The sequence below is a fragment of the Streptomyces sp. NBC_00012 genome (assembly GCF_045040875.1).
Taxonomy (GTDB): Bacteria; Actinomycetota; Actinomycetes; order Streptomycetales; family Streptomycetaceae; genus Streptomyces.
In genome coordinates this window covers 6810305-6833481 of sequence record NZ_CP108309.1, presented here as the reverse complement: position 1 = coordinate 6833481, position 23177 = coordinate 6810305, and the positions used below count along the sequence as shown (strand labels likewise).

22 protein-coding genes are annotated in these 23177 nt (G+C 71.8%); 6 read left to right on the top strand and 16 right to left on the bottom strand.

Annotated features, from left to right (window positions below; genetic code table 11):
- Positions 1-10: 10 nt before the first annotated feature.
- Together OHA19_RS31285 and OHA19_RS31280 are read right to left on the bottom strand one after the other, a co-directional pair.
- Positions 11-1855 carry an FAD/NAD(P)-binding protein gene (locus tag OHA19_RS31285; protein WP_405711214.1) on the bottom strand — a complete coding sequence of 615 codons (1845 nt, stop codon included), beginning with the start codon at positions 1853-1855 and terminating at the stop codon, positions 11-13.
- Positions 1852-2718 (bottom strand): amino acid ABC transporter permease, encoded by an 867-nt coding sequence (locus tag OHA19_RS31280; protein ID WP_405711216.1) that lies wholly within the window; start codon positions 2716-2718, stop codon positions 1852-1854. The genes OHA19_RS31285 and OHA19_RS31280 overlap by 4 nt, the downstream gene beginning before the upstream one ends.
- 490 nt (positions 2719-3208) lie before the next feature.
- Between OHA19_RS31280 and OHA19_RS31275 the strand changes: the two genes are divergently transcribed.
- Positions 3209-4144, top strand: coding sequence for an ABC transporter substrate-binding protein (locus tag OHA19_RS31275; RefSeq protein ID WP_405711218.1), 936 nt, complete (start codon positions 3209-3211; stop codon positions 4142-4144).
- A gap of 15 nt (positions 4145-4159) precedes the next feature.
- On the opposite strand, the gene OHA19_RS31270 is transcribed toward OHA19_RS31275, so the two are convergent.
- Positions 4160-5395, bottom strand: a complete 1236-nt coding sequence (locus OHA19_RS31270; protein WP_405721312.1) for a DUF5685 family protein — start codon at positions 5393-5395, stop codon at positions 4160-4162.
- Between the two features lie 308 nt (positions 5396-5703).
- On the opposite strand from OHA19_RS31270, the gene OHA19_RS31265 reads away from it, so the two are divergent.
- Entirely contained in the window at positions 5704-6144 is a 441-nt protein-coding gene (locus tag OHA19_RS31265) for a cell division protein SepF (RefSeq protein ID WP_266736239.1), read from the top strand.
- Between the two features lie 21 nt (positions 6145-6165).
- Here the strand turns inward: OHA19_RS31265 and OHA19_RS31260 are convergent, their stop codons facing one another.
- Together OHA19_RS31260 and OHA19_RS31255 are read right to left on the bottom strand one after the other, a co-directional pair.
- A complete protein-coding gene (locus tag OHA19_RS31260) occupies positions 6166-7362 on the bottom strand; it encodes an acyl-CoA dehydrogenase family protein (protein ID WP_405711220.1) in 1197 nt (398 codons plus the stop codon).
- Between the two features lie 73 nt (positions 7363-7435).
- On the bottom strand, positions 7436-9139 hold the full coding sequence (locus tag OHA19_RS31255) for an MFS transporter (protein WP_405711222.1): 1704 nt from the start codon (positions 9137-9139) through the stop codon (positions 7436-7438).
- Positions 9140-9672: 533 nt separating this feature from the next.
- Here OHA19_RS31255 and OHA19_RS31250 point away from each other — a divergent pair.
- Positions 9673-10680: a phosphatase PAP2 family protein gene (locus OHA19_RS31250; RefSeq protein ID WP_405711223.1), complete on the top strand. Its 1008-nt coding sequence runs from the start codon at positions 9673-9675 to the stop codon at positions 10678-10680.
- 114 nt (positions 10681-10794) lie between these two features.
- Here the strand turns inward: OHA19_RS31250 and OHA19_RS31245 are convergent, their stop codons facing one another.
- The 4 genes from OHA19_RS31245 to OHA19_RS31230 all read right to left on the bottom strand — a co-directional run bounded on the left by OHA19_RS31245 (position 10795) and on the right by OHA19_RS31230 (position 14562).
- A complete protein-coding gene (locus tag OHA19_RS31245) occupies positions 10795-11010 on the bottom strand; it encodes an I78 family peptidase inhibitor (protein ID WP_405711225.1) in 216 nt (71 codons plus the stop codon).
- 411 nt (positions 11011-11421) lie between these two features.
- Complete coding sequence (locus tag OHA19_RS31240; protein WP_405711227.1) at positions 11422-12381, bottom strand: helix-turn-helix transcriptional regulator; 960 nt, start codon at positions 12379-12381, stop codon at positions 11422-11424.
- 58 nt (positions 12382-12439) lie between these two features.
- On the bottom strand, positions 12440-13282 hold the full coding sequence (locus OHA19_RS31235; protein ID WP_405711229.1) for a transferase: 843 nt from the start codon (positions 13280-13282) through the stop codon (positions 12440-12442).
- Positions 13279-14562 carry a glycosyltransferase family 4 protein gene (locus OHA19_RS31230; protein ID WP_405711231.1) on the bottom strand — a complete coding sequence of 428 codons (1284 nt, stop codon included), beginning with the start codon at positions 14560-14562 and terminating at the stop codon, positions 13279-13281. Before OHA19_RS31230 ends, OHA19_RS31235 begins: the two co-directional genes overlap by 4 nt.
- Positions 14563-14927: 365 nt before the next feature.
- On the opposite strand from OHA19_RS31230, the gene OHA19_RS31225 reads away from it, so the two are divergent.
- Together OHA19_RS31225 and OHA19_RS31220 are read left to right on the top strand one after the other, a co-directional pair.
- On the top strand, positions 14928-15731 hold the full coding sequence (locus OHA19_RS31225; RefSeq protein WP_405711233.1) for a hypothetical protein: 804 nt from the start codon (positions 14928-14930) through the stop codon (positions 15729-15731).
- A gap of 137 nt (positions 15732-15868) precedes the next feature.
- Entirely contained in the window at positions 15869-16216 is a 348-nt protein-coding gene (locus tag OHA19_RS31220; protein WP_405711234.1) for a hypothetical protein, read from the top strand.
- 86 nt (positions 16217-16302) lie between these two features.
- On the opposite strand, the gene der is transcribed toward OHA19_RS31220, so the two are convergent.
- The 6 genes from der to OHA19_RS31190 form a co-directional block, all read right to left on the bottom strand.
- Complete coding sequence (gene der / locus OHA19_RS31215) at positions 16303-17772, bottom strand: ribosome biogenesis GTPase Der (RefSeq protein WP_072484253.1); 1470 nt, start codon at positions 17770-17772, stop codon at positions 16303-16305.
- Between the two features lie 67 nt (positions 17773-17839).
- Positions 17840-18496 carry a lysophospholipid acyltransferase family protein gene (locus tag OHA19_RS31210; protein WP_405711236.1) on the bottom strand — a complete coding sequence of 219 codons (657 nt, stop codon included), beginning with the start codon at positions 18494-18496 and terminating at the stop codon, positions 17840-17842.
- Positions 18493-19194, bottom strand: coding sequence for a (d)CMP kinase (cmk, locus tag OHA19_RS31205; protein ID WP_405711238.1), 702 nt, complete (start codon positions 19192-19194; stop codon positions 18493-18495). Before cmk ends, OHA19_RS31210 begins: the two co-directional genes overlap by 4 nt.
- A gap of 127 nt (positions 19195-19321) precedes the next feature.
- Positions 19322-20407 (bottom strand): prephenate dehydrogenase, encoded by a 1086-nt coding sequence (locus tag OHA19_RS31200; protein WP_405752369.1) that lies wholly within the window; start codon positions 20405-20407, stop codon positions 19322-19324.
- Positions 20404-20766: a chorismate mutase gene (gene aroH, locus OHA19_RS31195; RefSeq protein ID WP_266736258.1), complete on the bottom strand. Its 363-nt coding sequence runs from the start codon at positions 20764-20766 to the stop codon at positions 20404-20406. Before aroH ends, OHA19_RS31200 begins: the two co-directional genes overlap by 4 nt.
- A 212-nt stretch (positions 20767-20978) precedes the next feature.
- Positions 20979-21422: a YidB family protein gene (locus OHA19_RS31190; RefSeq protein ID WP_405752367.1), complete on the bottom strand. Its 444-nt coding sequence runs from the start codon at positions 21420-21422 to the stop codon at positions 20979-20981.
- A 144-nt stretch (positions 21423-21566) separates the two neighbouring features.
- Here OHA19_RS31190 and OHA19_RS31185 point away from each other — a divergent pair, with 144 nt between their 5' ends.
- Positions 21567-22262 carry a DNA polymerase beta superfamily protein gene (locus OHA19_RS31185; RefSeq protein ID WP_405752364.1) on the top strand — a complete coding sequence of 232 codons (696 nt, stop codon included), beginning with the start codon at positions 21567-21569 and terminating at the stop codon, positions 22260-22262.
- 71 nt (positions 22263-22333) lie between these two features.
- On the opposite strand, the gene OHA19_RS31180 is transcribed toward OHA19_RS31185, so the two are convergent.
- Complete coding sequence (locus OHA19_RS31180; protein WP_405711246.1) at positions 22334-23176, bottom strand: DNA polymerase beta superfamily protein; 843 nt, start codon at positions 23174-23176, stop codon at positions 22334-22336.
- Position 23177 lies beyond the last annotated feature (1 nt).

Here is a 23177-nt window from a genome sequence, read left to right as displayed (position 1 = left end):
CTGGGAGCGGTCAGCCGTGGCTGCGGGCCAGGTCCCGGAGGAGCACGAGCGCCGTGCGGGCGGTGGCGTCGTTCTGCCGGAAGGCCGGACCGCCGGTGCGCGGCCGGGTGAACGCCCCGCCCGCGCGGGCGGTGGTGAACGGGCCGAGCGCGAAGCGGCGCGGGTGCGGCCGGCCGTCGCGGCCCAGGATCCGGCCGTTGTCGGGGGCGACCGGGAGCAGCCCGGTGGCCGTGGCGGCGGCCCCGTCCTCGTACAGCTCCTTGAGCAGCGGGCTGCGGGTGCGTTCCAGGGTGGGTTCGGGCAGCCGGGCCTCGACCAGGGTGCGGGCCGCTACCCGCTGTCCCGGCACGGTGGCGCTGCCCGCCAGGAAGAGACCCCGCCTCTCGTCGGCCTCGACGGTCATTCCGGCGCCGAGGAAGCGGACGACACCGGCCCGGGAGAGCGCGAGGAGCTGGTGCAGCCGGGGGCCGGGCGGGCCGGAGGCGAGATAGCTGAAGAAGCCGTGCCACCAGCCGCCGATGTCACCGAGCCGGGTCAACTGCCCATAGACGGACAGCAGTCCGAGGAAGACGGCGAGGTCCGGACTGTGGCCGGGATCGTGGCGGCGTTCCAGGTCGGCGGTGATGTATCCGCGCAGTCCCTCCTGGAGTGCGTCGAACGAGGGGTGGCGCACCCCGTCCAGCGGGTGGTCGAGCGCTTCGAGGTCGAGCCGGTCCGCGGGGTCGGGGACGGCGGCCGCGACGAGGGCGGCCAGTCCGGGGCCTGCCGGGTCGGCGGCGGCGTACTCCGCCTCGAAGCCGGCCCAGTCGCCGGTGGTGCGCTCGGGGTGGGCGGTGAAGAGCCGGTGGTAGTGGGCGTAGCCGAGCTCTTTGTCGACATGTGGCCACACATCGCGCCGGAAGTCGACCGGCCGCTCCGCCTTCAGCAGCGCCTCGGTCAGCTCCGGGCCGAGGAAGCGCGGCAGCGGCGGCCGTTCGCCCTCCCAGCCGTAGCCGATCTTGGAGTGGTACGGGACGCCCCGGCGCGAGCCGATATGGAGCAGGGGCTCCCGGCCGGACGGCACGTACTCGCCGTCCTCGTACCGTCCGCCACGCCCCTCGGTGAGCAGCACCATCAGGTCGACGAAGGCGAGCCCGAAGCCCCGTACGATGACCGGCTCGCCCGCGGGCACCTCACTCAGGTCGGCGTCGGCGGTGAAGTCCGGCGGCAGGTGGACGAGCCCGTGCCGGTCCGCGAAGCCGGCCAACTCGACCTGTTCCGGCTCCGGTTCGGCGTCGAGGTGGCCGATGGCGACGACGACGGCATCGGCGAGCAGCGGTGTGCCGCGCCCCTCCAGCCAGACCCGCTGTCGGCCTTCGGGCGGCCCGCTGACACGCAGGGCGCTGCCCCGGTGCCAGTGGACGGTGACGCCTTCCGGGAGGGCGGCCACGGCCCGCTCGTACACCCAGCGCAGATAGACGCTCTGCAGCCGTCTGCTCGGGAAGTCGGAGCCCTCCAGCACCTTGATCTCGTCGAGGAGTCCGGGATCCACGTCGGCCCCGTCCGGGAGCGCCGCGCGCCCGTCCCGGATGTCCGCCGCCCAGGTGTGCAGCGCGGGACCGGGACGGACCGGCCCTTCCTGCCGGACGGTGTCGTCGGTGAACATCGTGACGTCCTCGGCCATGGAGTTCATCCGGAGCAGCGGCGACTGGTCGTGCCGCCAGATCCGTCCGCCACCGGGCGGGTACGGGTCGACGAGGTGGATGGTCAGCGTGCGTTCCCCGTACAGGGCGGGGGCGTTGGCGGCTATGCGCTCGATCAGGCCGGTGCCGCGCGGTCCGGCGCCTATGACCACGAGCGCCGGTGTCCCGCTCACCGGGCACCCGCCGTGCCGCGCGCGTAGTGCCGCTCGACGTAGTGCTGGCCGATGCCGAGCAGCGAGGTGACCACGGCGTACCAGATGGTGGCGACCAGCAGCAACGGGATGACCTGATAGGTGCGGTGGTACACGAGCTGCACGGAGTACAGCAGGTCCTGTACGGCGATGATGCTGACGATCGAGGTGCCCTTGAGGGTTCCGATCAGCATGTTCCCGGCGGGCGGGACGATGGAGCGCATCGCCTGCGGGAGCACGATCCGGTGGAACCTGCGCCAGGGCCCGAGGCCGAGCGACTGGGCGGCCTCGATCTGCCCGCGTTCGACGGAGAGGATGCCGCCGCGGACGACTTCGGCGGCGTACGCGGCCTCGTGCAGGGTGAGTCCGATGACGGCGACCGTGACCGGGCCGAGGAGGTTCACCGTGCGGACGCCGAGGATCTCCGGGTACAGCGCTCCGATGTTGAACCAGAACAGCAGCTGGACCAGGATCGGGGTGGACCTGAACAGCCAGACGTACCCCCAACCGACCGCTTGCAGAACGCGGTTCGCGGAGAGCCGGAGAACGGCCAGCAAGGTGCCGAGGGCGAAGCCGAGCACCATGACCAGCGCCGTGAGCCAGAGGGTGAGGCCGAGGCCGCGCAGTACCGCGGTGGTGGTGAAGTAGTCGGCGACGACATCCCACTGGAAGGCGTCGTTGCGGGCCACGGAGCCGAGCACCGAGGCGAGCAGTGCCAGGACGGCAACGGCCGCTGTCCACTGGCCTGTTCGGCGCACCGGGACGATCCGGAGCCGGTCGGTTCCGTCGCTCTTCGCGAGCGGGGCGGGGAGAGAGGGAGGGAAGGTTTCTGTCAGCGCGGGCATGCGAGGGCTCCGTGGATGCAGAGATCGAACACGGGGCGTGCCTTCAGCCCGGACACAACACGGACCGGGCCCCTCAGCGCCGGTCCGCCTCCGAGATAAGCGCTGTCCGCCGCGCGTTGTCAAGCTCGTCCACACTGTGAGCCGTACGCCGGGGCTCGGTTGACGGACCACCGGATGCCTGTTCCACTGGGGCCATGTATTCGCAGCAGTGGCTGGTCAAGCGCTCCCACATCGACTTCGGTCGCGTGTGGTCCTCCTCCTGTTGAGCCGACCCCCTGCTCCTCCGCGTCTCCCCCTGTGTTTCCGCGTGTCTCTGCCCGGCGCCGCGCGTCGCGCCTGAGCGCGTATCCCCGCGTGTCCTCCCGTACACAACACCGTTCCCCCCTCCCCTCGCTCCGCCGCCCTTCCTCGCCCCGGCCGCGGGCCGCCGCGCGCTGCCCCGACGCCGGCGCGCCTGCTCATGGCCGACGAATCTGGAGAACCACGCCTCATGCCCCGGACCCGGCACACCGCTGCCTTCGCACTGATCACCGCCGCCTCTCTCGCCCTCACCGCGTGCGGATCCGGCGATCCGGCGGCCGCACCGGCCGGCGCCGCCGCCGGCAAGGGCGAGGTGCCGACGACCGATGTCGTCTCCTCGGTACGCGAGGACGAGGCGGCGGCGAAGCTGCTGCCCGCCGATGTCCGCGCCGCCGGGACCCTGACCATCGCCGCGAGTGTCGGCAACCCGCCGGGCTCCACCTACCTCGCGGACGGAAGGACGGTGGCCGGTACGGACATCGACTTCGCGGACGCGGTGGCCCGGAAGCTCGGGCTGCGCCTCACCCGCGAGGTGGCCTCCTTCGAGGCGATCCTCCCGGCGCTCGGCAGCGGCAAGTACGACGTGGGCACCGGGAACTTCGGGGTGACCGAGGAGCGCCGCAGGACGATCGACTTCGTCACGTACATCAACGACGGCCAGGGGTTCGCGGTCCGCGACGACAGCAGGCTGAAAAGGGTCACCGATCTCACCCAGCTCTGCGGCCTGACCGTGGGCACCGGCGCGGGCACCACCTTCGAGGTGACCCTGGAGGAGAACCGACAACTGTGCTCCGACGCGGGCCGCAAGCCGTACGACGTGAAGACGTACAACGACCAGGGCGCCACCTGGGCCTCGCTCCAGCAGGGCCGCAGCGATGTGGTGATGTCCACCATCAACGGGCTGCGGTACGCGGTGCGACAGCAGGAGGGTGTGCGCTTCCTCAATGAGTTCAAGCGTCTCGACGTCGGCTTCGCCTTCAAGAAGGGCACCGGGCTGGCGCCCGCCTTCCGGGCCGCGGTGAACGGCCTCAAGGCGGACGGCACCTACGACCGGATCCTTGAGAAGTGGGGCATCGGCGCATCCGCGATCAGGACCTCGCAGATCTCGCCGCCCGAGATCAGGTGATCCGGGCCCCCGCCCTCAGCAGCTGCAGTCGCAGTCGCAGCAGTCGCACCCATCGCAGCAGTCCCCGCAGTTGCTGCAGCAGTCGCAGGCATCGCAGGCGTCGCCGCAGTCGCACTGGCTGCACAGTCCGTCGCGGCGCCGATGGCTCCACGGGTCCTCGAAGGTGCCGCAGCACATCTGGCAGGTGCAGGCCAGCCCCGCCCACACCAGACAGCCCGTGATCAGACCGCGCCGGTCGCGCGGCGGCTCGGGCGGTGGCTGCGGCGGACCGGCGGGACCTCCCGGGCTCGGCGCGTACGGATTGCCCGGCACCGGGCCGAAGGATCCGGCCGGCCGTGCGGCTGACGGGCCGCCAGTTCCGTCCAGGAGCACGGCGCCCGCCTGGTGCGAGCACGCCGTGGTGCCGAAGGCCCGGTCCACCGACTGCCGCAGTTCGTGCGCCAGCAGCACGTGGGCCAGCTTGTCGTCGGTGAATTCCGCGTCGCGCAGCGCCAGCCGTACGCCGTGCAGCGCGTCGTCGCACAGCCGACGGGCCTCCGCCCGCGAGGTGCCGGTCGCGGTGAGCGGGTTCCAGGCACCCGACGCCGCGTCAGCTTCCTGGTCCTCCACGGCGTCCAGCAGATGGGCCAGGCGCCCGAAGAGGCGGCCGGCCTCGGCGAGCGGTCCCGCGTTCTGCGGCTTGCCCGCGAGCACCGCGGTGTGGGCGAAGGCGGCCGCGGTGGCGGTCTCGGTGGGTTCGGTGACCGTGAGCAGCGGGGTGCCGGGCCCGGCGATCAGCTCGATGCCGGTCTGCCGGTCGACGGCGTCCACGAGCAGCGCGGTGTCGAAGCCGAGCTGTGCGCCGGTGCGCGCGCCGGCCCGGTCCCAGCCGGCGGCGACCCGGCGCGCGGCGGCGGCGACCGGGCGGCGCCTCAACAGGCCGTCGCCGTCCGCGACGTGGTCCCGGACCTTCGCCGAGGCCAGCACCAGGGAGACGGCGGCGGCCAGCCTGGCGCCCTCGCCGCGGGCGACCGGGGCGGTCCGCATGGCGCGCAGCGGACAGGGCCCCGCCGTGCGCCGCCATCCGGTGGTGCGCTCGGACTGAGCCTCCGTCAGAACGGAGACGATCAGGCCGTCGTAGTTCGTGACGATCCGGGCGAACTGCCCGTGATCGGAGCGAAGTGCGAGGCAGAGCCCGCAGAGATGGGCCATCCACTCGGTCCGCAGCCCCTCGGACAGCCGATGGGTGCAGGGCCTGACTATTCCGAACACGACGATCCCCCGAGAGTCGTTCACCTTCGCGCCGAGCTCGTGCGGCTGCGCGAGGTGCATCGTATCGAGCAGTCCGTTCACCCGTACGTCCCCCATGTCACCCATACGGCCTGGGGCATCATATTTTCTTTCTTTCTGACTCCTTATACGGGAGGAAACCTGACATATCGCCACATCTTCTGTGCCAGTACCGTCACGAATCCCCTGCGCGCCGACTATCCACTTGGCGCACGATCCGCATCATGGACGACCATAGGGATACGAAAGAGATGCGGAACGCCACGGAACCGCGGTGAGAGGAGGCGTCCATGGGATCGGTGCGCAAGGCGAGTGCCTGGCTGGGCCTCGTGGAGGACAACGACGAGCGGTACTACGACGACGAGTACGCCGAGGGCGCGCAGACCGGGACCGGTGGCCAGGCCTGGGTGACCGACCCCCGGGTGCAGGTCGCGTCCGAGACGGCCGAGGAGACGGGCCGCCGGATCGCCACCGTCACCCCGGACAGCTTCCGGGACGCACGGGCCATCGGAGAGCTCTTCCGGGACGGTGTCCCGGTGATCGTCAACCTCACGACCATGGACCCCACCGACGCGAAGCGTGTCGTGGACTTCGCCGCCGGGCTGATCTTCGGACTGCGCGGCTCGATCGAGCGCGTGGCCACCCGGGTCTTCCTGCTGACCCCGGCCGACACCCAGGTGGTCAGCGAAACCGCCGGCCGGTCGGCCGACGGCTTCTTCAACCAGAGCTGAGCAGGGCGCTCGCCGGACGGTCTAGCGGAACGCGTCGAGACCGGTGAGCGCCTTGCCCAGCACCAGCTGGTGCATCTCCACGGTTCCCTCGTAGGTGAGCACCGACTCCAGATTCGTCGCGTGGCGCATCACCGGGTACTCCAGCGAGATCCCGTTGGCGCCGAGGATCGTGCGCGAGGTACGGCAGATGTCGATCGCCTCCCGCACATTGTTGAGCTTTCCGAAACTGACCTGCTCCGGGCGGAGCCTGCCCGCGTCCATCCGCCGGCCCAGATGGTGGGCGAGCAGGATGCCCTTGTGCAGCTCCACGGCCATGTCCGCGAGCTTGGCCTGGGTGAGCTGGAAGCCACCGATCGGCCGGTCGAACTGCTCCCTCGTCCTCGCGTAGTCCACGGCCGCCTCGAAGCTGGCGCGGGCCGCGCCCATCGCACCCCAGACGATGCCGTAGCGGGCGTGACTGAGACAGCTGAGCGGGCCGCGCAGGCCGGTGACGCCCGGGAGCACGGCATCGGCGGGCAGCCGCACCTCGTCCAGGACCAGCTCGCTGGTGACCGAGGCGCGCAGCGACCACTTGTGCTTGATCTCCGGTGCCGAGAAGCCCGGGGTGTCGGTCGGCACGGCGAATCCGCGGATTCCGTCGTCGGTCTGCGCCCAGACGACGGCGACCCCGGCGACCGAGCCGTTGGTGATCCACATCTTGCGGCCGGTGAGCACCCAGTCCCCGCCGTCGCGCTTGGCGTACGTACGCATCCCGGCCGGGTCGGAGCCGTGATCCGGCTCGGTGAGGCCGAAGCAGCCGATGATCTCGCCGGCCGCCATGCCCGGCAGCCAGCGCTGCCGCTGCTCCTCGGAGCCGAAACGGTGGATGGCGTACATGGCGAGCGACCCCTGCACGGAGACCAGGGAGCGGATCCCGGAGTCCGCCGCTTCCAGCTCCAGGCAGGCCAGTCCGTACTGGACCGCGGTGGCGCCGGCGCAGCCGTACCCCTGGAGGGACATGCCGAGCGCGCCGAGCGAACCGAGCTCACGGGCCAGCTCCCGGATGCCGGGCAGCTCGCCGCTCTCGTACCACTCGGCGATGTGCGGCAGGACCCGGTCGGCGGCCCAGTCCCGTACGGCCTGGCGGATCGCGAGGTCCTCGGCGCTGAGCAGATCGTCGATGCCGATCGGGTCGGCGGGGTCGAAGGGCGGGAGCTTCGACGACTCGGTGGTGGACATGAGGGCGCCTCCGGCGGCTCGCTCGATGCTGAAACTAGCAGTGTTAGTTATAGCCTCGCGCCGACGTTACGGCTCAGTGTGCCGCTCGTCCAGAGCCGGTCGCCTCGGCGGGTCGGCGCCGGGCGGGCCGCGGCAGGGGCCGCTGCGCACGGCCCGGGGCGGGCACCTCGCGCGCCGCGGGGCACTCCCTCGCCCCGCCCGCGTCGGCCGCCTGCTCCGGGTCGTCGGGCACCGCCGCCGGGCAGTCCATCGCCCGCGGCAGCCGCAGCGCCGCCAGCGCCCCGGCCAGCAGCAGCGCGGCACTGACCAGCAGGGTGACATGCAGCCCGGTGATGAATGAGTGGCGCGCCGTGGAGCGCAGCACCGCGCCCAGCGGACCGCCCAGCTGTTCCGCCACCTGGTACGCCTCACCCAGCGAGTGGGCGGCGGCCGCACGGGCCCCGGCTGGGACACCCGCTTCGGGAAGCTTCGAGAGCCCTGGGGCGTAGGCGGCGTTCATGACACTGCCGAGCAGGGCGATCCCCATGCCCGCGCCCAGTTGGTAAGAGGTCTCGCCGATGGCCGCCGCCCCGCCCGCACGGTCGACCGGGGCCTCGCTGAGCATCGATTCGTACGCCCCGAAGAGCGTGGACTGGAGTCCGAAGCCGAGGGCGACGAAGGCCGCCGTCAGCAGCACCGGCCGGTCGTGCTGCCCCATCGCGGTCAGGATCAGCACCGAGACGGCCGTGAGCACGAAGCCCCAGCCGACCATCCGGCGCGGACCGATACGGCGCAGGGTGTACGAGCCGGTGGCGCCCGCGGCCATGGCCGCGAAGGTGAGCGGAAGCAGTCGCAGACCGGTCTGCAGCGGGCTCAGCCCGAGGACGAGCTGGAGGTACTGCACGGCTATGAGCTCAAGACCGACCAGGGCCAGCATGGCGAGGACGATGCAGCCCACCGCGGTGGAGAACGCGGGCCTGGTGAACAGCCCCATGTCGATCAGCGGATGCGTACGCCGCTTCTGACGGCGCACGAACACGATGAGCAGTGCCGCCCCGATCAGCAGCGGGGCGAGCGTGGCCGGGCTCAGCACCTCACCGGCGCCCGCCCGCTTCACCCCGAGGACCACGCCGAGCACTCCGGCGGCGGCCAGCAGCGCGCCCAGCACGTCCCACGGGCCGTCGTGGCTGCCGCGTGACTCGGGCAGCAGCAGCCGTCCGACCGGCAGGATCAGCGCCATCAGCGGGACGTTGATCAGGAAGACCGAGCCCCACCAGAAGTGCTCGACGAGGAAGCCGCCGATGACCGGCCCGGTGGCGGCACCCACGGCGGCGACCGCGGTCCAGATGCCGATCGCCGCGGCACGTTCACGCCGGTCGGGGAAGACCTGCCGGAGGATCGACAGCGTCGCCGGCATGATCATCGCGCCGCCGACCCCGAGCAGCGCACGCGCCACTATGAGTACCGCGGGGCTGTCGGCCATCGCGGCGATCGCGGAGGCGACACCGAAGAGGGCGTAGCCGAGCAGCAGGACGCGACGGCGGCCGACCCGGTCCCCGAGGGTGCCGAAGAGGATCAGCAGCGAGGCACAGACCAGCGGGTAGGCGTCGACTATCCAGAGCAGAGCGACCGCACTGGGGTTCAGGTCCTCGGTGACGGCGGGTACGGCGACGTGGAGCACGGTCGAGTCGAGCGCCACGAGCAGGAGGCTGAGGCAGAGGACGACGAGGACGACCCATCGATTGGCACCGTCGGCCACCGGGCGCAGCCGCATTCGGGCTGTGGTCGTCCCTGACATGCATGTCCCTCCCAAAGGTTCCTCGCGCTCGGCGGGCCAACCGGGGATGCGGCGGTCCGCCGCTCCTCATGGCCCGGCATCGACGGGCGAGTGGCCGTCAGCGTACGCGAGTTCGGAGCCCTCACACGTGGTCCACCTCATACCCGGTCGAACCGCGGCGTGTGGCGTACGCCACGCCGACCCGCCGTCCGGACCTGCGAGGACACCCGGCGCTCCTGGAACGGGACGGTACTCGGTGGCCCCCGCGGAGCACCCGCCGGGCCCGTGCCGAAAGCGGCCGGTGACCGGACCGGCACGGTCCGTTCCACCTCCTTCCGGGCGCGGATAAATTCATACCGGCACCTCCTGCGCTTTTCTGCCCACGCCCAAACACCCTTCCGAAATGCGTGCGAAATCAATAGTGCGAAGGGCCGCCGAGATGCACGCGCGGGTCAGGAATTAAGACCGCACTGAGACATAGTCCACATCACATCGTCATCACGAAGAGACCGGAACGCCCTGGTCTCTCACTAACTCGCTGTAACGTCGATTGGGTGCGTACCGACATCTTTGCCCGGCTGGACCGGGAGCCGGAGCCGCCGAAGATAGAGCCACCGCGGATGAGCCGTCACCGCATCGCGCTCTTCGGCGGGACGTTGGCGTTCTATCTCGCCATCGTCATTGCCGTGCTGGTCTCGTCCTGGCTGGTGACCCTGGACTGGAAGGTCATGCTCTTCCGGCCGTATCAGCAGTGGCCGGAAATCCATGCCTTCCTCGACTACTACATCGTGCTCGGCCAGCGTGGTCCGACCGCCACCATGGTCGCCTGCTGGCTCGGCTGGCGCTCCTGGCGGCAGCACACGCTGCGCCCCTTGCTGACGCTGGGCGCGGCGCTGCTGCTGCTCAATGTGACGGTCGGCGCGGTCAAGATCGGCCTGGGCCGCCTCGGCCCGCACTACGCGACCCAGATCGGCTCCGCGGAACTCTTCGCCGGCGGCGATATATTTCCCTCCGGTCACACCGCCAACGCGGTTGTGACCTGGGGAATCCTCGCCTATCTCGCCACCACCCCCCGGGCCCGGCGCTACCTGTCGGCCATGTCGGCGATCGTGTCGCTGGGCGTCGGCCTCACCACCGTCTATCTCGGTACGCACTGGCTCAGCGACGTCCTGCTGGGCTGGGCCGCGGGGCTGCTGATCATGCTGGGCCTGCCCTGGGTCGAGCCGCTGATCACCCGGGCCGAGGCATGGGTCTTCGCCCAGCGCGAGAACCTGCGGGGATTCGGCCGCCCCGTCCCCTCCGTACCCGTCGCGGCCGGAGGCCCCCGGACCGTCCTGCCACCGCAGCCGGACGGCGGCGACGCCCCGGCCCACGCCCCGGCGCTGGAGCCGGTCGCCGCGGGTGGCACGGCCACCCGTACGCGCGCACACGCGTCGCACCCGGCGCATGTGGTGCGCTCGGAGCGGACCCCGGTCACCCCGGCCGGCAGCCGGCGCCCGCCGCACGCCGACCGCACGCCGCGCGGCGGCACGAGCCCGGCCCGCCCGGTGGCCGGCGGCTGAGACCCGGCGCGGGAGCCGGTACGCACAGCCGCTCCCCGGACACGGAAGAAGGCCCCGACCGACGTCGGGGCCTTCTTCCGTACCGGTGCCCGGGGTGCCGGGCCGCGGGCGGTCTCAGCCCACCCAGCAGCGGGTGACGCGGGCTCCGTCGACCTCGAAGTTGATCCGTCCGCTCCGGAACTCCATGGTGATGATCGCGCCCGGCGGCAGGGATCTGACGGTGGTCCAGCCATGGCTGCGGGCCCGCCGTTCGGCGGCGTCGGCGGCCAGGCCGACGTACTCGTCGGGCGCGTCGTCGGGCTGGGCGGAAGGGGTCGGTATGGGTGCCATGCCCCTCACCGTAGGCGGCCGCGGGCGGCGGCGGAAGCCGGGGCGCCCGCCGTCGCAGGGCATCCTCACGTTCCCCGCCGGTCACACTTGTGTCACAGGATCACGACACGCGCGCGGTACGAATCACGCCACCCGGACAGGCGGCCCGGGACCGGACACACAGTAATCACACAACCCGGAGAACGAGCATTCGGAAGGCATGGAATCGGAGCGGAATATCCCGTATCGAGGGGATGTAATTACCGCACCGAATAGCGTGCGTAAATGAGCATGTCGCCGGGAATTCACGCTTCCTTATGGCAGCCTTATCCTCTGGTCACAATATTCACGCCGCGGTACGGGACGGCCGTCGACTGCCACCGGTATAGCGGGCAACCCCGGCCGTCCGTATGGCGTTGCCACAGCCGGTACTCACTCCAGGGCCCTGGTCAGCCGGTCCCTGGCCACCCTGATCGCGTCCCTCAGCTCCGGTGGTTCGACGACCTCGAAGTCGATCCCCAGCATCATCACGTGGATGACCAGCACGTCCGGCGTGACCGCCCCGGCACGCAGCAGACAGGTGTCCGCGTCGACCGCCTCCAGCACCCCGGCCGAGGGCGGGATCCGCTCGGCCGCACGCTCGATCCCCGCCTTCAGCCGGATCACCGCCCGCGTCGGGTACACGGCCGTGGAGATCCCGTTCGAGACGTAGGCGGCCAGGTCCTCGGCGGGTGCCTCGCGCAGGACGAACCTCGGTCCGTGCGGCGGCGTGGGGGTGATCCGGTCGGCCCGGAACGTACGCCAGTCCGCGCGGTCCACGTCCCAGGCGACGAGGTACCAACGGCGCTCGGTGCACACCAGCCGGTGCGGTTCGACGGTCCGCCGAGAGACGGAGCCGGAGTGGTCCCGGTACTCGAAGCGCAGCCGCTCGGCGTCCCGGCAGGCACCGGCGAGCTCGGTCAGGACGCCCGCGTCGGCGACCGAGGCGCCGGGCCCGCGAAGCAGCGGCACGGTGAAGGTGTTCAGCGCGTTCACCCGGCGCCTGAGCCGGTCCGGCAGCACCTGTTCGAGCTTGGTCAGGGCACGTACGGAGGTCTCGCCGATGCCCTCGACGCCGTTGCCCGCCGCGGTCCGCAGGCCGACGGCGACGGCGACGGCCTCCTCGTCGTCCAGCAGCAGCGGCGGCAGCTGGGCCCCGGCGCCGAGCTGGTACCCGCCACCGGTGCCGGGGCTGGCGTTGACCGGGTAGCCCAGTTCGCGCAGCTTGTCGACGTCGCGCCGGACGGTGCGCGGGGTGACGCCGAGCCGGTCGGCGAGATCCGCGCCGGACCAGTCGCGGTGGGCCTGGAGCAGTGAGAGCAGTCGCAGCAGCCGTGCCGAGGTCTCCAACATGGCGGCGAGTCTGCCAGGGATTGCGGACAGCCCGCGTCCGCAATCCCTGGACCGGCCTTCAGGGCGCCGGTTCCGGTTCGAGCCGTACGCAGAGGTCGTTGTCGGTGGAGTAGCAGGGCGTGGCCCGGCTGCCCTCCCCGGTGTCGCGGCCCGGGTAGACGAAGATCTTCTTGCGGTCCCAGACGTCGTCGAGGATGCGGGAGATCCGTACGTCGCCGGCCGGTCCGTCCGCCGCCCCGGGGACCAGCCAGAGCGTCCACAGCTGCGATGCGGTGACGGCCCCGTCGGCCAGCCGGTCCAGGGGGAGCGTGAAGGCGAAGGCACCTTCCTCCCCGGTGACCGGCACCCGCAGGACCCGGCCGCCGGCGCCGGGCTGTCGTGCCTCGACGCGGGCACCGGCGCCGAGGCCGGTCCCGTACAGCGTGCCCTCGACCGTCATCGCGTGCCCGTCGAGGGTCACCGGTCCGGCCTCGGCATGCGGTGCGCGGAGCCAGCAGCGCACCGCGAGCCGGCCGTCGAGGGTCGGGTACGGGATCCGGACCGCGATCCGCCCGCTCCCCGGCGCGTGGTCGACGAGCAGCCGCAGGTCCCGGATGCCGGGCTCGACGGCCACCGCCCCGTCGTCGTCCGCGCCGGACTCCCGCAGGTAGACGTCCCAGCGCCCCTCGGCGGGTTCGACCGCCCCCGGCAGCACCGCGCGCAGCCGCCCGTCGCGCAGCGGACTCAGCGGCAGCCGTACGGTGTCGCCGTCGCCCGTGCCCTTGGCACCGCGCAGCCGGAGCAGCAGTTCGGGCGCCGCCTCGTCCTCGCGGCGGCCGAGGTCGAGATCGAAGGTGATCCCGCCGCCGGGTCCCACGGTGCAGTCGGCCCGCGGTGTCCTTCGCCCTGCGGAGTCGGTCATGCGGTCTTCCCCTTGCGGATCACGGCAGCTGCCTTGTATCGCAGGGCGTACGCCCCGTCCAGCACGGTGCCCCGGGCGCGGTGCAGTGTGGTGCCCAGCGCTCCGTGCGAGCGGTCGCGCGGGCCCCGCGAGGCGAGTTCGGTGAAGAGCCGTTCATGGCGTTCGGCGATCCGTGACGGGTCGAACCGCTGCGACGCGGCCAGCGCGGCGCGCCCCGCGCGGTGCCGCGCCTCGTCGTCACCGATCAGACCGAGCAGCGCGTCGGCCACGGCCGCCGTGTCACCGACGGGCACCAGCCGGCCGTCGGTGCCGTCGTCGATGATCTCGCGGGGGCCGTGCGGGCAGTCGGTGGCGACGACCGGCAGGCCGCAGCGCATCGCCTCGACGATGGTCATGCCGAAGGACTCTCGGTCCGAAGTGACCGCGGCGATCGAACCCTTGGGCCACTCGGCCTCCAGCGGGTTGACCGGTCCCATCAGGAACACGTGGTTGTGCAGACCGAGTTCGCCGATGAGCGCGAGCAGCGCCGCCCGTTCGTTGCCGGTCGCGTCGCCGCCGCCGTAGATGCGCAGCCGCCAGTCCGGGCGGACCGCGACCACGTCGGCGAACGCCCGGACGAGCAGGTCGTACCGCTTGACCTTGTGCAGCCGGCCCGCGGCGATCACCCACTTCCGGTCGCCGTCGGCAGGCGGGACCATCGGTTCGGGCACGCTGTTGGCAATGGCCTCGATCCGTACGCCGGGCAGCTTGAACCCGGTCCGGTAGGCCTGGGCGTCGGCCTCGGTGACCGTGGTGATCGCGTCGAGCAGCGGGTAGCGGTGTGCGATCTCGCGACGGAGCCGGTAGCTGTGGCTGTCGAGGGTGAGGTGCTCCTGCCCGATCCGTACCGGGCCCCGGCGGGCCTGCCTGCTGATGTGCACGTTGAGTCCGGGCCGGGTGCCGACCACCACGTCCGCCTCCAGGGAACGCAGGTGGTCCGCCACCCGTGCGTCGGACAGCCTGCTGTACTGCCGGTACCTGCTGTCGCCGCGCGGGAACACGGTCGCGGGGCGGGCGTAGTCGGCGGCGTCACCGTCGTACGTCGGACTCTTCTTCCGCAGATCGACGAGGTGGCTCATGCGCACCCCTTCGGGAGCACCCAGCGCGGGAACGTCACGGTGGCGGAAGACCGAGACGATCTCGATGTCGTGGTGCCCGGCCAGCGCCCCGGCGAGATTGAACGTCGTACGGATCGTGCCCCCGACCCCGTATGCGTTGTGGAGCAGGAAAGAAATGTGCATGAAACGCCATATCTCCCGGTTCGGCTGATCAGCGGCAGGCTGCACTTGCCATGACGACGCAGGCAGGTCGGCGGTTCACTCCGTGTACGGGCGAATTTCGGCCAGCGGTAACTCGCCCACTTTCCCGCTTTGTCGCTTTATTGCTGTACCCGGCGCACCGCCATATCGTCGAGTCGACCACGTCGAGAGCCCCCGGACCGGCACGAACGGTCCCCAAGCGCTCCCCCGGGCCCCGGGATTCACCTTCCGGGCCGGTTGGTTCGATTACGTTCCCTTTCTCGCGTGACCCCGGCCGCGGCTCGCCCGTTGTCATTTCCATGAGCCGGGAACCGCCCGGCGCACGTACCGAGTTCGAGGAGCCACCCGTGCCGCGCATGCTCGACGTCAGCGAGGACGTACGCGCCGAGATCGGCGACGCCGAAGCCGACCGGCTGCTTGTCGGCGACAACGCCCCGGGCAGTTACGACTGCACTTCCTGCCGCACCCCCGGAGACTCCGAGCAGGAGCGCACCAGCACGGTGCTCTTCGTCGGCGACGAGACCGCCGTCCTCGCCTTCGCCCACGCGACGTGCATCCCCTCGCAGGTCGTCCAGGTCGCCGAGGAGCAGCTCCAGGGCGCCGTGCGCAGCATCACCGGCGGCGAGGGCCCGGACTCCGCCACCGGCGCGGGCGTGCCGCAGGGCATCCCCACCGAACAGGCCGTCCTCGGCATCACCAGCGGTCTCGTCCTGATCGACGACGAGCTCCACCCGGCCCTCGTCGTCGAGCCCACCGGTGCGATCGCCCGGCCGGGCACGGACGGCAGCCGGGGCGACGAATTCCTCCAGCTGCTGCTGGAGCAGGGCTTCCACCCGGCCCACCGGATGGACCAGGTGCCCGCCGTACTGCACGGCTGGTCGATCCTGCTCGCCATGGGTCAGCTGCACGCCGTGCTCCAGCCGGGCACCGGCGGCGGCGCACCGGTCGCCTGGTGGCAGGCGCACGCGCCGCTCCAGGTCACCGAGGGCTGGCGGACCGCGGCCAACAAGTCGCAGACCGTCCTCGTCTTCGCCGCCCCGGCCGGGGCGATCGGTCAGCAGCCCCGCGAGGACCTGTTGCGCGACGCCCTGGACAAGGCCGCTGCCGAAGGGCTCCTGGTCGCCGCCGCGATGCCGCTGGCCGGGACCTGACCGTGGGCGTCGGCTCCTCGCACAGGCGGCGAACAGCTATTTCTCCGCCGCGCCCGCATCCGACCGACACCGGTGTCGTTGGCACATACGTGCACTCATACGACTCCTCCCACCAGCGCCCGAGCCCGATCCCTGCCATGCGGCCCTCGCAGGAGCCATCGGGCGGTCAGTCCCACACCCCGATCTACGACGCGCTGTACTCCGAGTACCGCCGTTCGTTCCGGGCGCTGCCGGGTGACCGGAGCGGCGAGGAGAATCTCGGTTTCGTGGCCTTCGGCACCGGTCTCTTCGGCAGCCGCCTCCCGCTGAGCGGCCACCCCGGCCACTCCGCCGGTTTCTCCACCGGTCTCGCCGTGGCGGGCGGTGCCACGGGACACGGCACCGGTGCCGGTACCGGCACCGGTTCCTGGCAGCGGGTGGGCCGGCACTCCGGGCGCACCCAGCCGGCAGCCCTGCCCCCGGGTTCGCGGGGCGCCCGCCCGTAGGTGCGCGGGGCGCCCGCCCGCATGGCAGAGCCCCGGGCCGTCTCGGACGAGAGACGGCCCGGGGCTCTGCCATGCGGGCGGGCGTGCTACTTGTTGCGGCCGCGCTTCTCGCGGACCCGCACCGAGATGTGGATCGGGGTGCCCTCGAAGCCGAACTCCTCACGCAGCCGGCGCTCGACGAACCGTCGGTAGCCGTGCTCCAGGAAGCCCGAGGCGAACAGCACGAAGCGCGGCGGCTTGGTACCGGCCTGGGTGCCGAAGAGGATCCGGGGCTGCTTGCCGCCGCGGACGGGGTGCGGGTGGGAGGCGACGATCTCGCCGAGGAAGGCGTTCAGCCGGCCGGTGGGAACGCGCGTCTCCCAGCTGGCGAGGGCGGTCTCGATGGCCGGGACGAGCTTCTCCATGTGCCGGCCGGTGACGGCCGAGACGTTGACCCGCGGCGCCCACGCGATCTGCGCGAGCTCCGTCTCGATCTCCCGCTCCAGGTAGTAGCGGCGCTCCTCGTCGAGCTTGTCCCACTTGTTGTACGCGATGACCAGGGCGCGCCCGGCCTCCACGGCCATGGTGATGATGCGCTGGTCCTGGACGCTGATGGACTCGCCCGCGTCGATCAGGACGACGGCGACCTCTGCCTTCTCCACGGCGGCGGCGGTACGCAGCGAGGCGTAGTAGTCCGCGCCCTCCTGGAGGTGGACGCGGCGGCGGATACCGGCCGTGTCGATGAACTTCCAGGTGATGCCGCCGAGCTCGATCAGCTCGTCGACCGGGTCGCGGGTGGTGCCGGCCAGCTCGTTGACGACGACGCGGTCCTCGTTGGCCACCTTGTTCAGCAGCGAGGACTTGCCGACGTTCGGACGGCCGATGAGCGCGATCCGGCGCGGGCCGCCGATCGCGGTGCCGAAGCGCTGCGCCGGCGCCTCGGGAAGCGCTTCGAGCACGGCGTCGAGCAGATCGCCGGTGCCGCGGCCGTGCAGCGAGGAGACCGGGTGCGGCTCGCCGAGACCCAGCGACCACAGGGCGGTGGCGTCCGCCTCGCCGCTCTGTCCGTCGACCTTGTTGGCGCAGAGCACGACGGGCTTGCCGGCCCGGCGCAGCAGCTTGACGACGGCTTCGTCGGTGTCGGTCGCGCCGACCGTCGAGTCGACCACGAAGACGACCGCGTCGGACGCTTCGATGGCGTACTCGGCCTGGGCGGCGACGGAGGCGTCGATGCCCAGCACGTCCTGCTCCCAGCCGCCGGTGTCGACGACCTTGAAGCGGCGGCCGGCCCACTCGGCCTCGTAGGTGACGCGGTCGCGGGTGACGCCGGGCTTGTCCTCGACGACGGCCTCGCGGCGGCCGATGATCCGGTTCACCAGCGTCGACTTGCCGACGTTGGGGCGGCCGACGACGGCGAGCACGGGCAGCGGCCCGTGACCGGCCTCGTCGATGGCACCCTCGACCTCTTCGAGGTCGAAGCCCTCCTCCGCGGCGAGCTCCATGAACTCCGCGTACTCGGCGTCGCCAAGCGCTCCGTGCTCGTGGTCCGAGCCGTCGGAGTGAATCTGGTCGTTCATGAAGTCCGTTCCTCTTTGCATCATCATCGATGGGCCACGACTGCGCGGCCCACTACTCAAGTCTTACCTAGCGCCCGGTGAAACGCCTGGCCTCGTCCAGGTGGGCGGTCAGCCGCGCCTGGATCCGTACCGTCGCCTCGTCCAGCGCCTTGCGCGTACGGCGCCCACTGCCGTCGCCCGCCTCGAAGGCCTCGCCGAACACGACATCGACCCGGCTGCGCAACGGCGGCAGTGCCGATATCAACCGTCCGCGGCGCTCGGTGCTTCCCAGGACGGCCACCGGCACGATCTGCGCCCCGCTGCGTACCGCGAAGTACGCGAGCCCGGCGCGCAGGGAGGCGAAGTCGCCCTCGCCCCTGGTGCCCTCGGGAAAGATCCCGAGGGCACCGCCGTCCGCCAGCACGCCCAGGGCGTCGGTGATGGCGGTGCGGTCAGCGGTCGTGCGGTCCACCTTCAGCTGACCGATTCCGCGCAGGAACGGGTCGAGCGGGCCGACGAACGCCTCCTTCTTGATCAGGAAGTGGACGGGCCGGGGCGCGGTGCCCATCAGCATCGGACCGTCGATGTTGTGCGAGTGGTTCACCGCGAGTATGACGGGTCCGGTGGCGGGGACCCGCCACGCACCGAGGACACGGGGCTTCCACAGCCCGTACATCAGCCCGATGCCGATCCCCCGCCCGACCGCCGCTCCGCGCGGCGAGGGACGGCCCGTGGCCTGGGTCACTTCGTGGCCCGCTTCTCCTCGACGAGGGTGACGACACACTCGATGACCTGCTGAAGGGTCAGCTCGGTGGTGTCCACCTCGACGGCGTCGTCCGCCTTGGCCAGCGGGGAGGTCTTGCGGCCGGAGTCGGCCGCGTCCCGCTTGATCAGCGCTTCCTTGGTGGCGGCGAGGTCGGAGCCCTTGACCTCTCCGCTGCGCCGGGCGGCGCGCGCCTCCGGGGAGGCGGTGAGGAAGATCTTCAGGTCGGCGTCGGGCAGCACCGTGGTGCCGATGTCACGGCCCTCGACCACTATGCCCCGCTCGGCCGCGGCGGCGATGGTGCGCTGGAGCTCGGTGATCCGGGTGCGCACCTCGGGGACCGCGCTGACGGCGCTGACCCTGGAGGTGACCTCCTGGGTACGGATCGGGCCCGCGGCGTCCTCCCCGTCGACGGTGATCGTCGGGGCGGCCGGGTCCGTGCCGGAGACGATGACCGGCTTGGCGGCCGCGGTAGCCACCTCCACCGCGTCCTGGACGTCGATGCCGTTGTTCAGCATCCACCAGGTGATCGCCCGGTACTGGGCACCGGTGTCCAGGTAGCTCAGGCCGAGCTGCGCGGCGACGGCCTTGGACGTGCTCGACTTGCCGGTGCCGGAGGGCCCGTCGATGGCGACGATCACTGCGGCCGGGGCCGTACGGGTTTCCACGGTGGTGGACACCTTCCTGGTACACGGGGTGGGCGGGACGGGGGCGCGTGCGAACCCGCCCCGCACAAGGTTACCGAGTGTCGGGGCGGGCCTCCGCACCCCTGTGGACAACGGCCTCCCGGTTCCGCCGCGCCCCGGCCTACTGCCGTATCGACCAGCCGCGCTCGCGCAGTACCTCGCTCAGTGCGGGGACCGCGCTCGGCTCGACCATCAGCTGGACCAGGCCGGCCTGCTGCCCGGTGGCGTGCTCGATGCGCACGTCCTCGACGTTGACCCCGGCCTGTCCGGCGTCGGCGAAGATCCTGGCCAGTTCACCCGGCCGGTCACTGATCAGCACGGACACCATCTCGTACGCGGTGGGCGCGGTCCCGTGCTTGCCGGGCACCCTGACCCGGCCGGCGTTGCCCCGGCGCAGGACGTCCTCGATGCCCTCCGTGCCCTCGCGGCGCTTGTCGTCGTCACCGGACTCCAGGCCGCGCAGCGCCCGTACCGTCTCGTCCAGGTCGGCGGCCACCCCGGCCAGCACGTCGGCGACGGGGCCGGGGTTGGCGGAGAGGATCTCCACCCACATCCGGGGGTCGGAGGCGGCGATCCGGGTGACGTCCCTGATGCCCTGGCCGCAGAGGCGTACGGCGGTCTCGTCGGCCTCCTCCAGGCGGGCGGCGACCATCGACGAGATCAGCTGCGGGGTGTGGGAGACCAGGGCGACGGCCCGGTCGTGCGCGTCGGCGTCCATGACCACCGGGACGGCCTGGCAGAGCGCGACCAGCTCCAGGGCGAGGTTGAGGACCTCGGTGTCGGTGTCACGGGTCGGGGTGAGGACCCAGGGCCGGCCCTCGAACAGGTCCGCGGTGGCAGCGAGGGGGCCCGACCGCTCCTTGCCGGCCATGGGGTGCGTACCGATGTACGGCGTGAGGTCGAGGCCGAGCGCCTCCAGCTCGCGGCGCGGGCCGCCCTTCACGCTGGCGACGTCCAGGTAGCCGCGGGCGATGCCGTCCCGCAGGGCGGTGGCCAGCACCGTGGCCACGTGGGCGGGCGGCACGGCGATGATCGCCAGGTCCACCCGCCCCTCGGGCGCCTCGTCCGTACCCGCGCCCAGCGCGGCCGCGGTGCGGGCCGACTGGGGGTCGTGGTCGACGAGGTGGACCCGGATGCCGCGCCCGGCGAGGGCGAGGGCTGCGGACGTGCCGACGAGGCCCGTTCCGATGACGACGGCGGTTCTCACTGGGCGATGTCCTTGCGGAGTGCGGCGGTGGCACCGAGGTACACGTGGGCGATCTCGGACTTGGGAAGGTAGGTCTCGACGTGCGCGAGGACGCGCACCACTCGGGGCATGGCGCCCACGATGTCCAGCTCCTGGGCGCAGATCAGCGGTACGTCGACGATACCGAGGCCGCGTGCGGCGGCGGCCGGGAAATCGCTGTGCAGGTCCGGGGTGGCTGTGAACCAGATGCTGATCAGATCGTCCGCGACGAGGCTGTTGCGTTCGAGAACGGCGGTCAGCAGGGCGCCGACCTGCTCGTCCATGTGTCCGGCCTCGTCCCGCTCCAGCTGGACGGCTCCGCGGACCGCTCGTACCGCCACGTCGTGCTCCTCGGTTCTTCGTACGTCTCGCGCCTGCTGTCCGCCTGCGTGATCCCTCTGTCCGGTCAGCCTAGAGGGGTGACGGGGCCGGCGGTCCGGGGTGCTCTGTCCGTGAGACGGGGCGGGCACGCGGTCGCGGCCCGGGGCCTGCCCGGCACCGATCCTCCGGACAGGCCCTCGGGCCGCTGGTGCTTTCGGAACCTCCGGTTCCGTCAGAGCTGCTGCTCGCGGACCAGCTCCTCGATCGAGCGGCCCTCCGGCACCTCGCCCGACGGGGTCAGTCTGTCGACCGCGGTCGGCAGCGACCGGGCGATCTGGTCGGCCGCCTGTTCCGTGCTGACCCCCGCCTCCCGGGCGACCTTCCGCAGGGTCTCGTCGGGCAGCGCCTCGGCGATCTGGGCGCCGCTGACCGCCTGGTTCTCCCCGGTGCCGACCCAGGACTGCGCCTGGTCGACGAGGCCGGACCTGGTGAGCATCCCTATCAGCCCTTCGAGCGCGTTGCCGCCGCCCGTACCGCCCTGGCCGCCCGCACCGCCCTGGCCGCCGCCGAGTGCGCCCAGCAGCGCGCCGAGGATGTTCCCCGCGCCGCCCGAGCCACCGCTCCGGCCACCGTCCAGCAAGCCGCCGAGCAGACTGCCGAGATCGTTTCCTGCCATGGTTCTGCCTCTCCAGAGGGGATGATTTATCGACAATGTCGATCAGAACCCGGGCTTGTGCCACTTGAGCGGGGCACCTCGCGCCGGGGCCGCGGCGCCGAAATCCCCGGTGCGACCCGGCCCCGCTCACGTACCCTCGCCGGCATGATCACCCCTGACCCCGAGGCCCTCGTACGCGATCACACGGTCTACTCCTGTGTGATGGGCTCGCGCGCCTTCGGGCTCGCCACGGAGGGGAGCGACACCGACCGGCGGGGTGTGTTCCTCGCGCCGGCCCCGCTGTTCTGGCGGTTCGAGAAGCCGCCGACACATATCGACGGCCCGGCACCGGAGCAGTTCTCCTGGGAACTGGAGCGCTTCTGCGAGCTGGCGCTGCGCGCCAACCCCAATGTGCTGGAGTGCCTGCACTCGCCGCTGGTGGAGCACGTCGACGACGTGGGCCGTGAACTCCTCTCCCTGCGCGACGCGTTCCTGTCCCGGCTGGCCCACCGGACGTTCGTCCGCTACGCGTCGGGCCAGCGCAAGAAGCTGGAGGCGGACATGCGGCAGTACGGGGCGCCGCGCTGGAAGCACGCCATGCATCTGCTGCGGCTGCTGGCCTGCGGCCGGGACCTGCTGCGCACCGGCGAGCTCACCATCGAGGTGGGCGCGGCCCGCGAGGAGCTGCTGGCGGTGAAGCGGGGCGAGGTGCCGTGGGAGGAGGTCGAACGCCGCATGAACCGCCTCACCGAGGAGAGCGAGGAGGCCGCGCGGAACTCCCCGCTCCCCCCTCAGCCGGACCGGACCCGGGTGGAGGACTTCCTGATCCGCACCCGCCGGGCGTCCGTGGACCGGCTCTAGGGTCTTTCGTTTGGATCGGGCCGGATCGGGCACCGGGGCACGCGAGCCCGGCATGATCCGAACGGGAGACCCTAGCCCCTGTCTGCCCAGGGCTGTCCCGTAATCCCTGGCACGCCGGCTACGGGACAGCCCTCAGGAGGCCCCAGCCGCGCCCGCACCACGAGGTCGTGCAGCGCGTCGAACCCGCCGGCCGCCGCGGGAAGCCCCGATGCCGCCTGGGCCTCGTCCAGCACCCCGTGCAGCGCCTCGACGTCCCGCGACACCGCCGCTCCGTCCACGCTCTCCGCTCCCCCGTGCTCCGCCTCTGCCTTCGCCTCGATCAGCTCGGGCAGGTACGCGGGCGCCGCCACCTCCCCGAGGAGGGTCGGCAGATGGGCCCGCACCTCACCGCTGCGCATCAGGTGGATCCCGGTGAGCAGCGCCCGGAACGTGTACAGCAGCGGCTTCAGTTCACCGGTCTTCCCGAAGAGCCGCCACTGGGTACCGGCGAACCCCCGGTAATGGTGGGCGTGGTTGCGGGTGACCACGCCCGGTGCGAGCTCCACCAGTTCCGCGTGCGGCTCGCTGGTGTGCACGACCAGCGGCGAGAGCAGCTGTTCCAGCACATAGCCGTTGGGCTTCAGCATCAGCCGGACGAACTTCCGCAGGTCGTGCGTGACGAGATCCATCTCGACCCCGTCCCGGTCCCACATCCGCGAGCGCGTCTCCTCGGCCTCGCGCAGTCCCACGAGGTCCTCCGCGGGCAGGAGATGGACCCCCCGAAGGTCCACATCCGAGTCCTTGGAGGGGAACCCGTACAGATGCGCCCCGGAGACCGTGGCGAACAGCAGCGGGTGGCTCTCCTCGGCGAGGACCGGGCCGAGGTCGGTCACCGGCAGCCCGGCTTCCTCGAGGTGTTCGGTGTCCATGCTCATG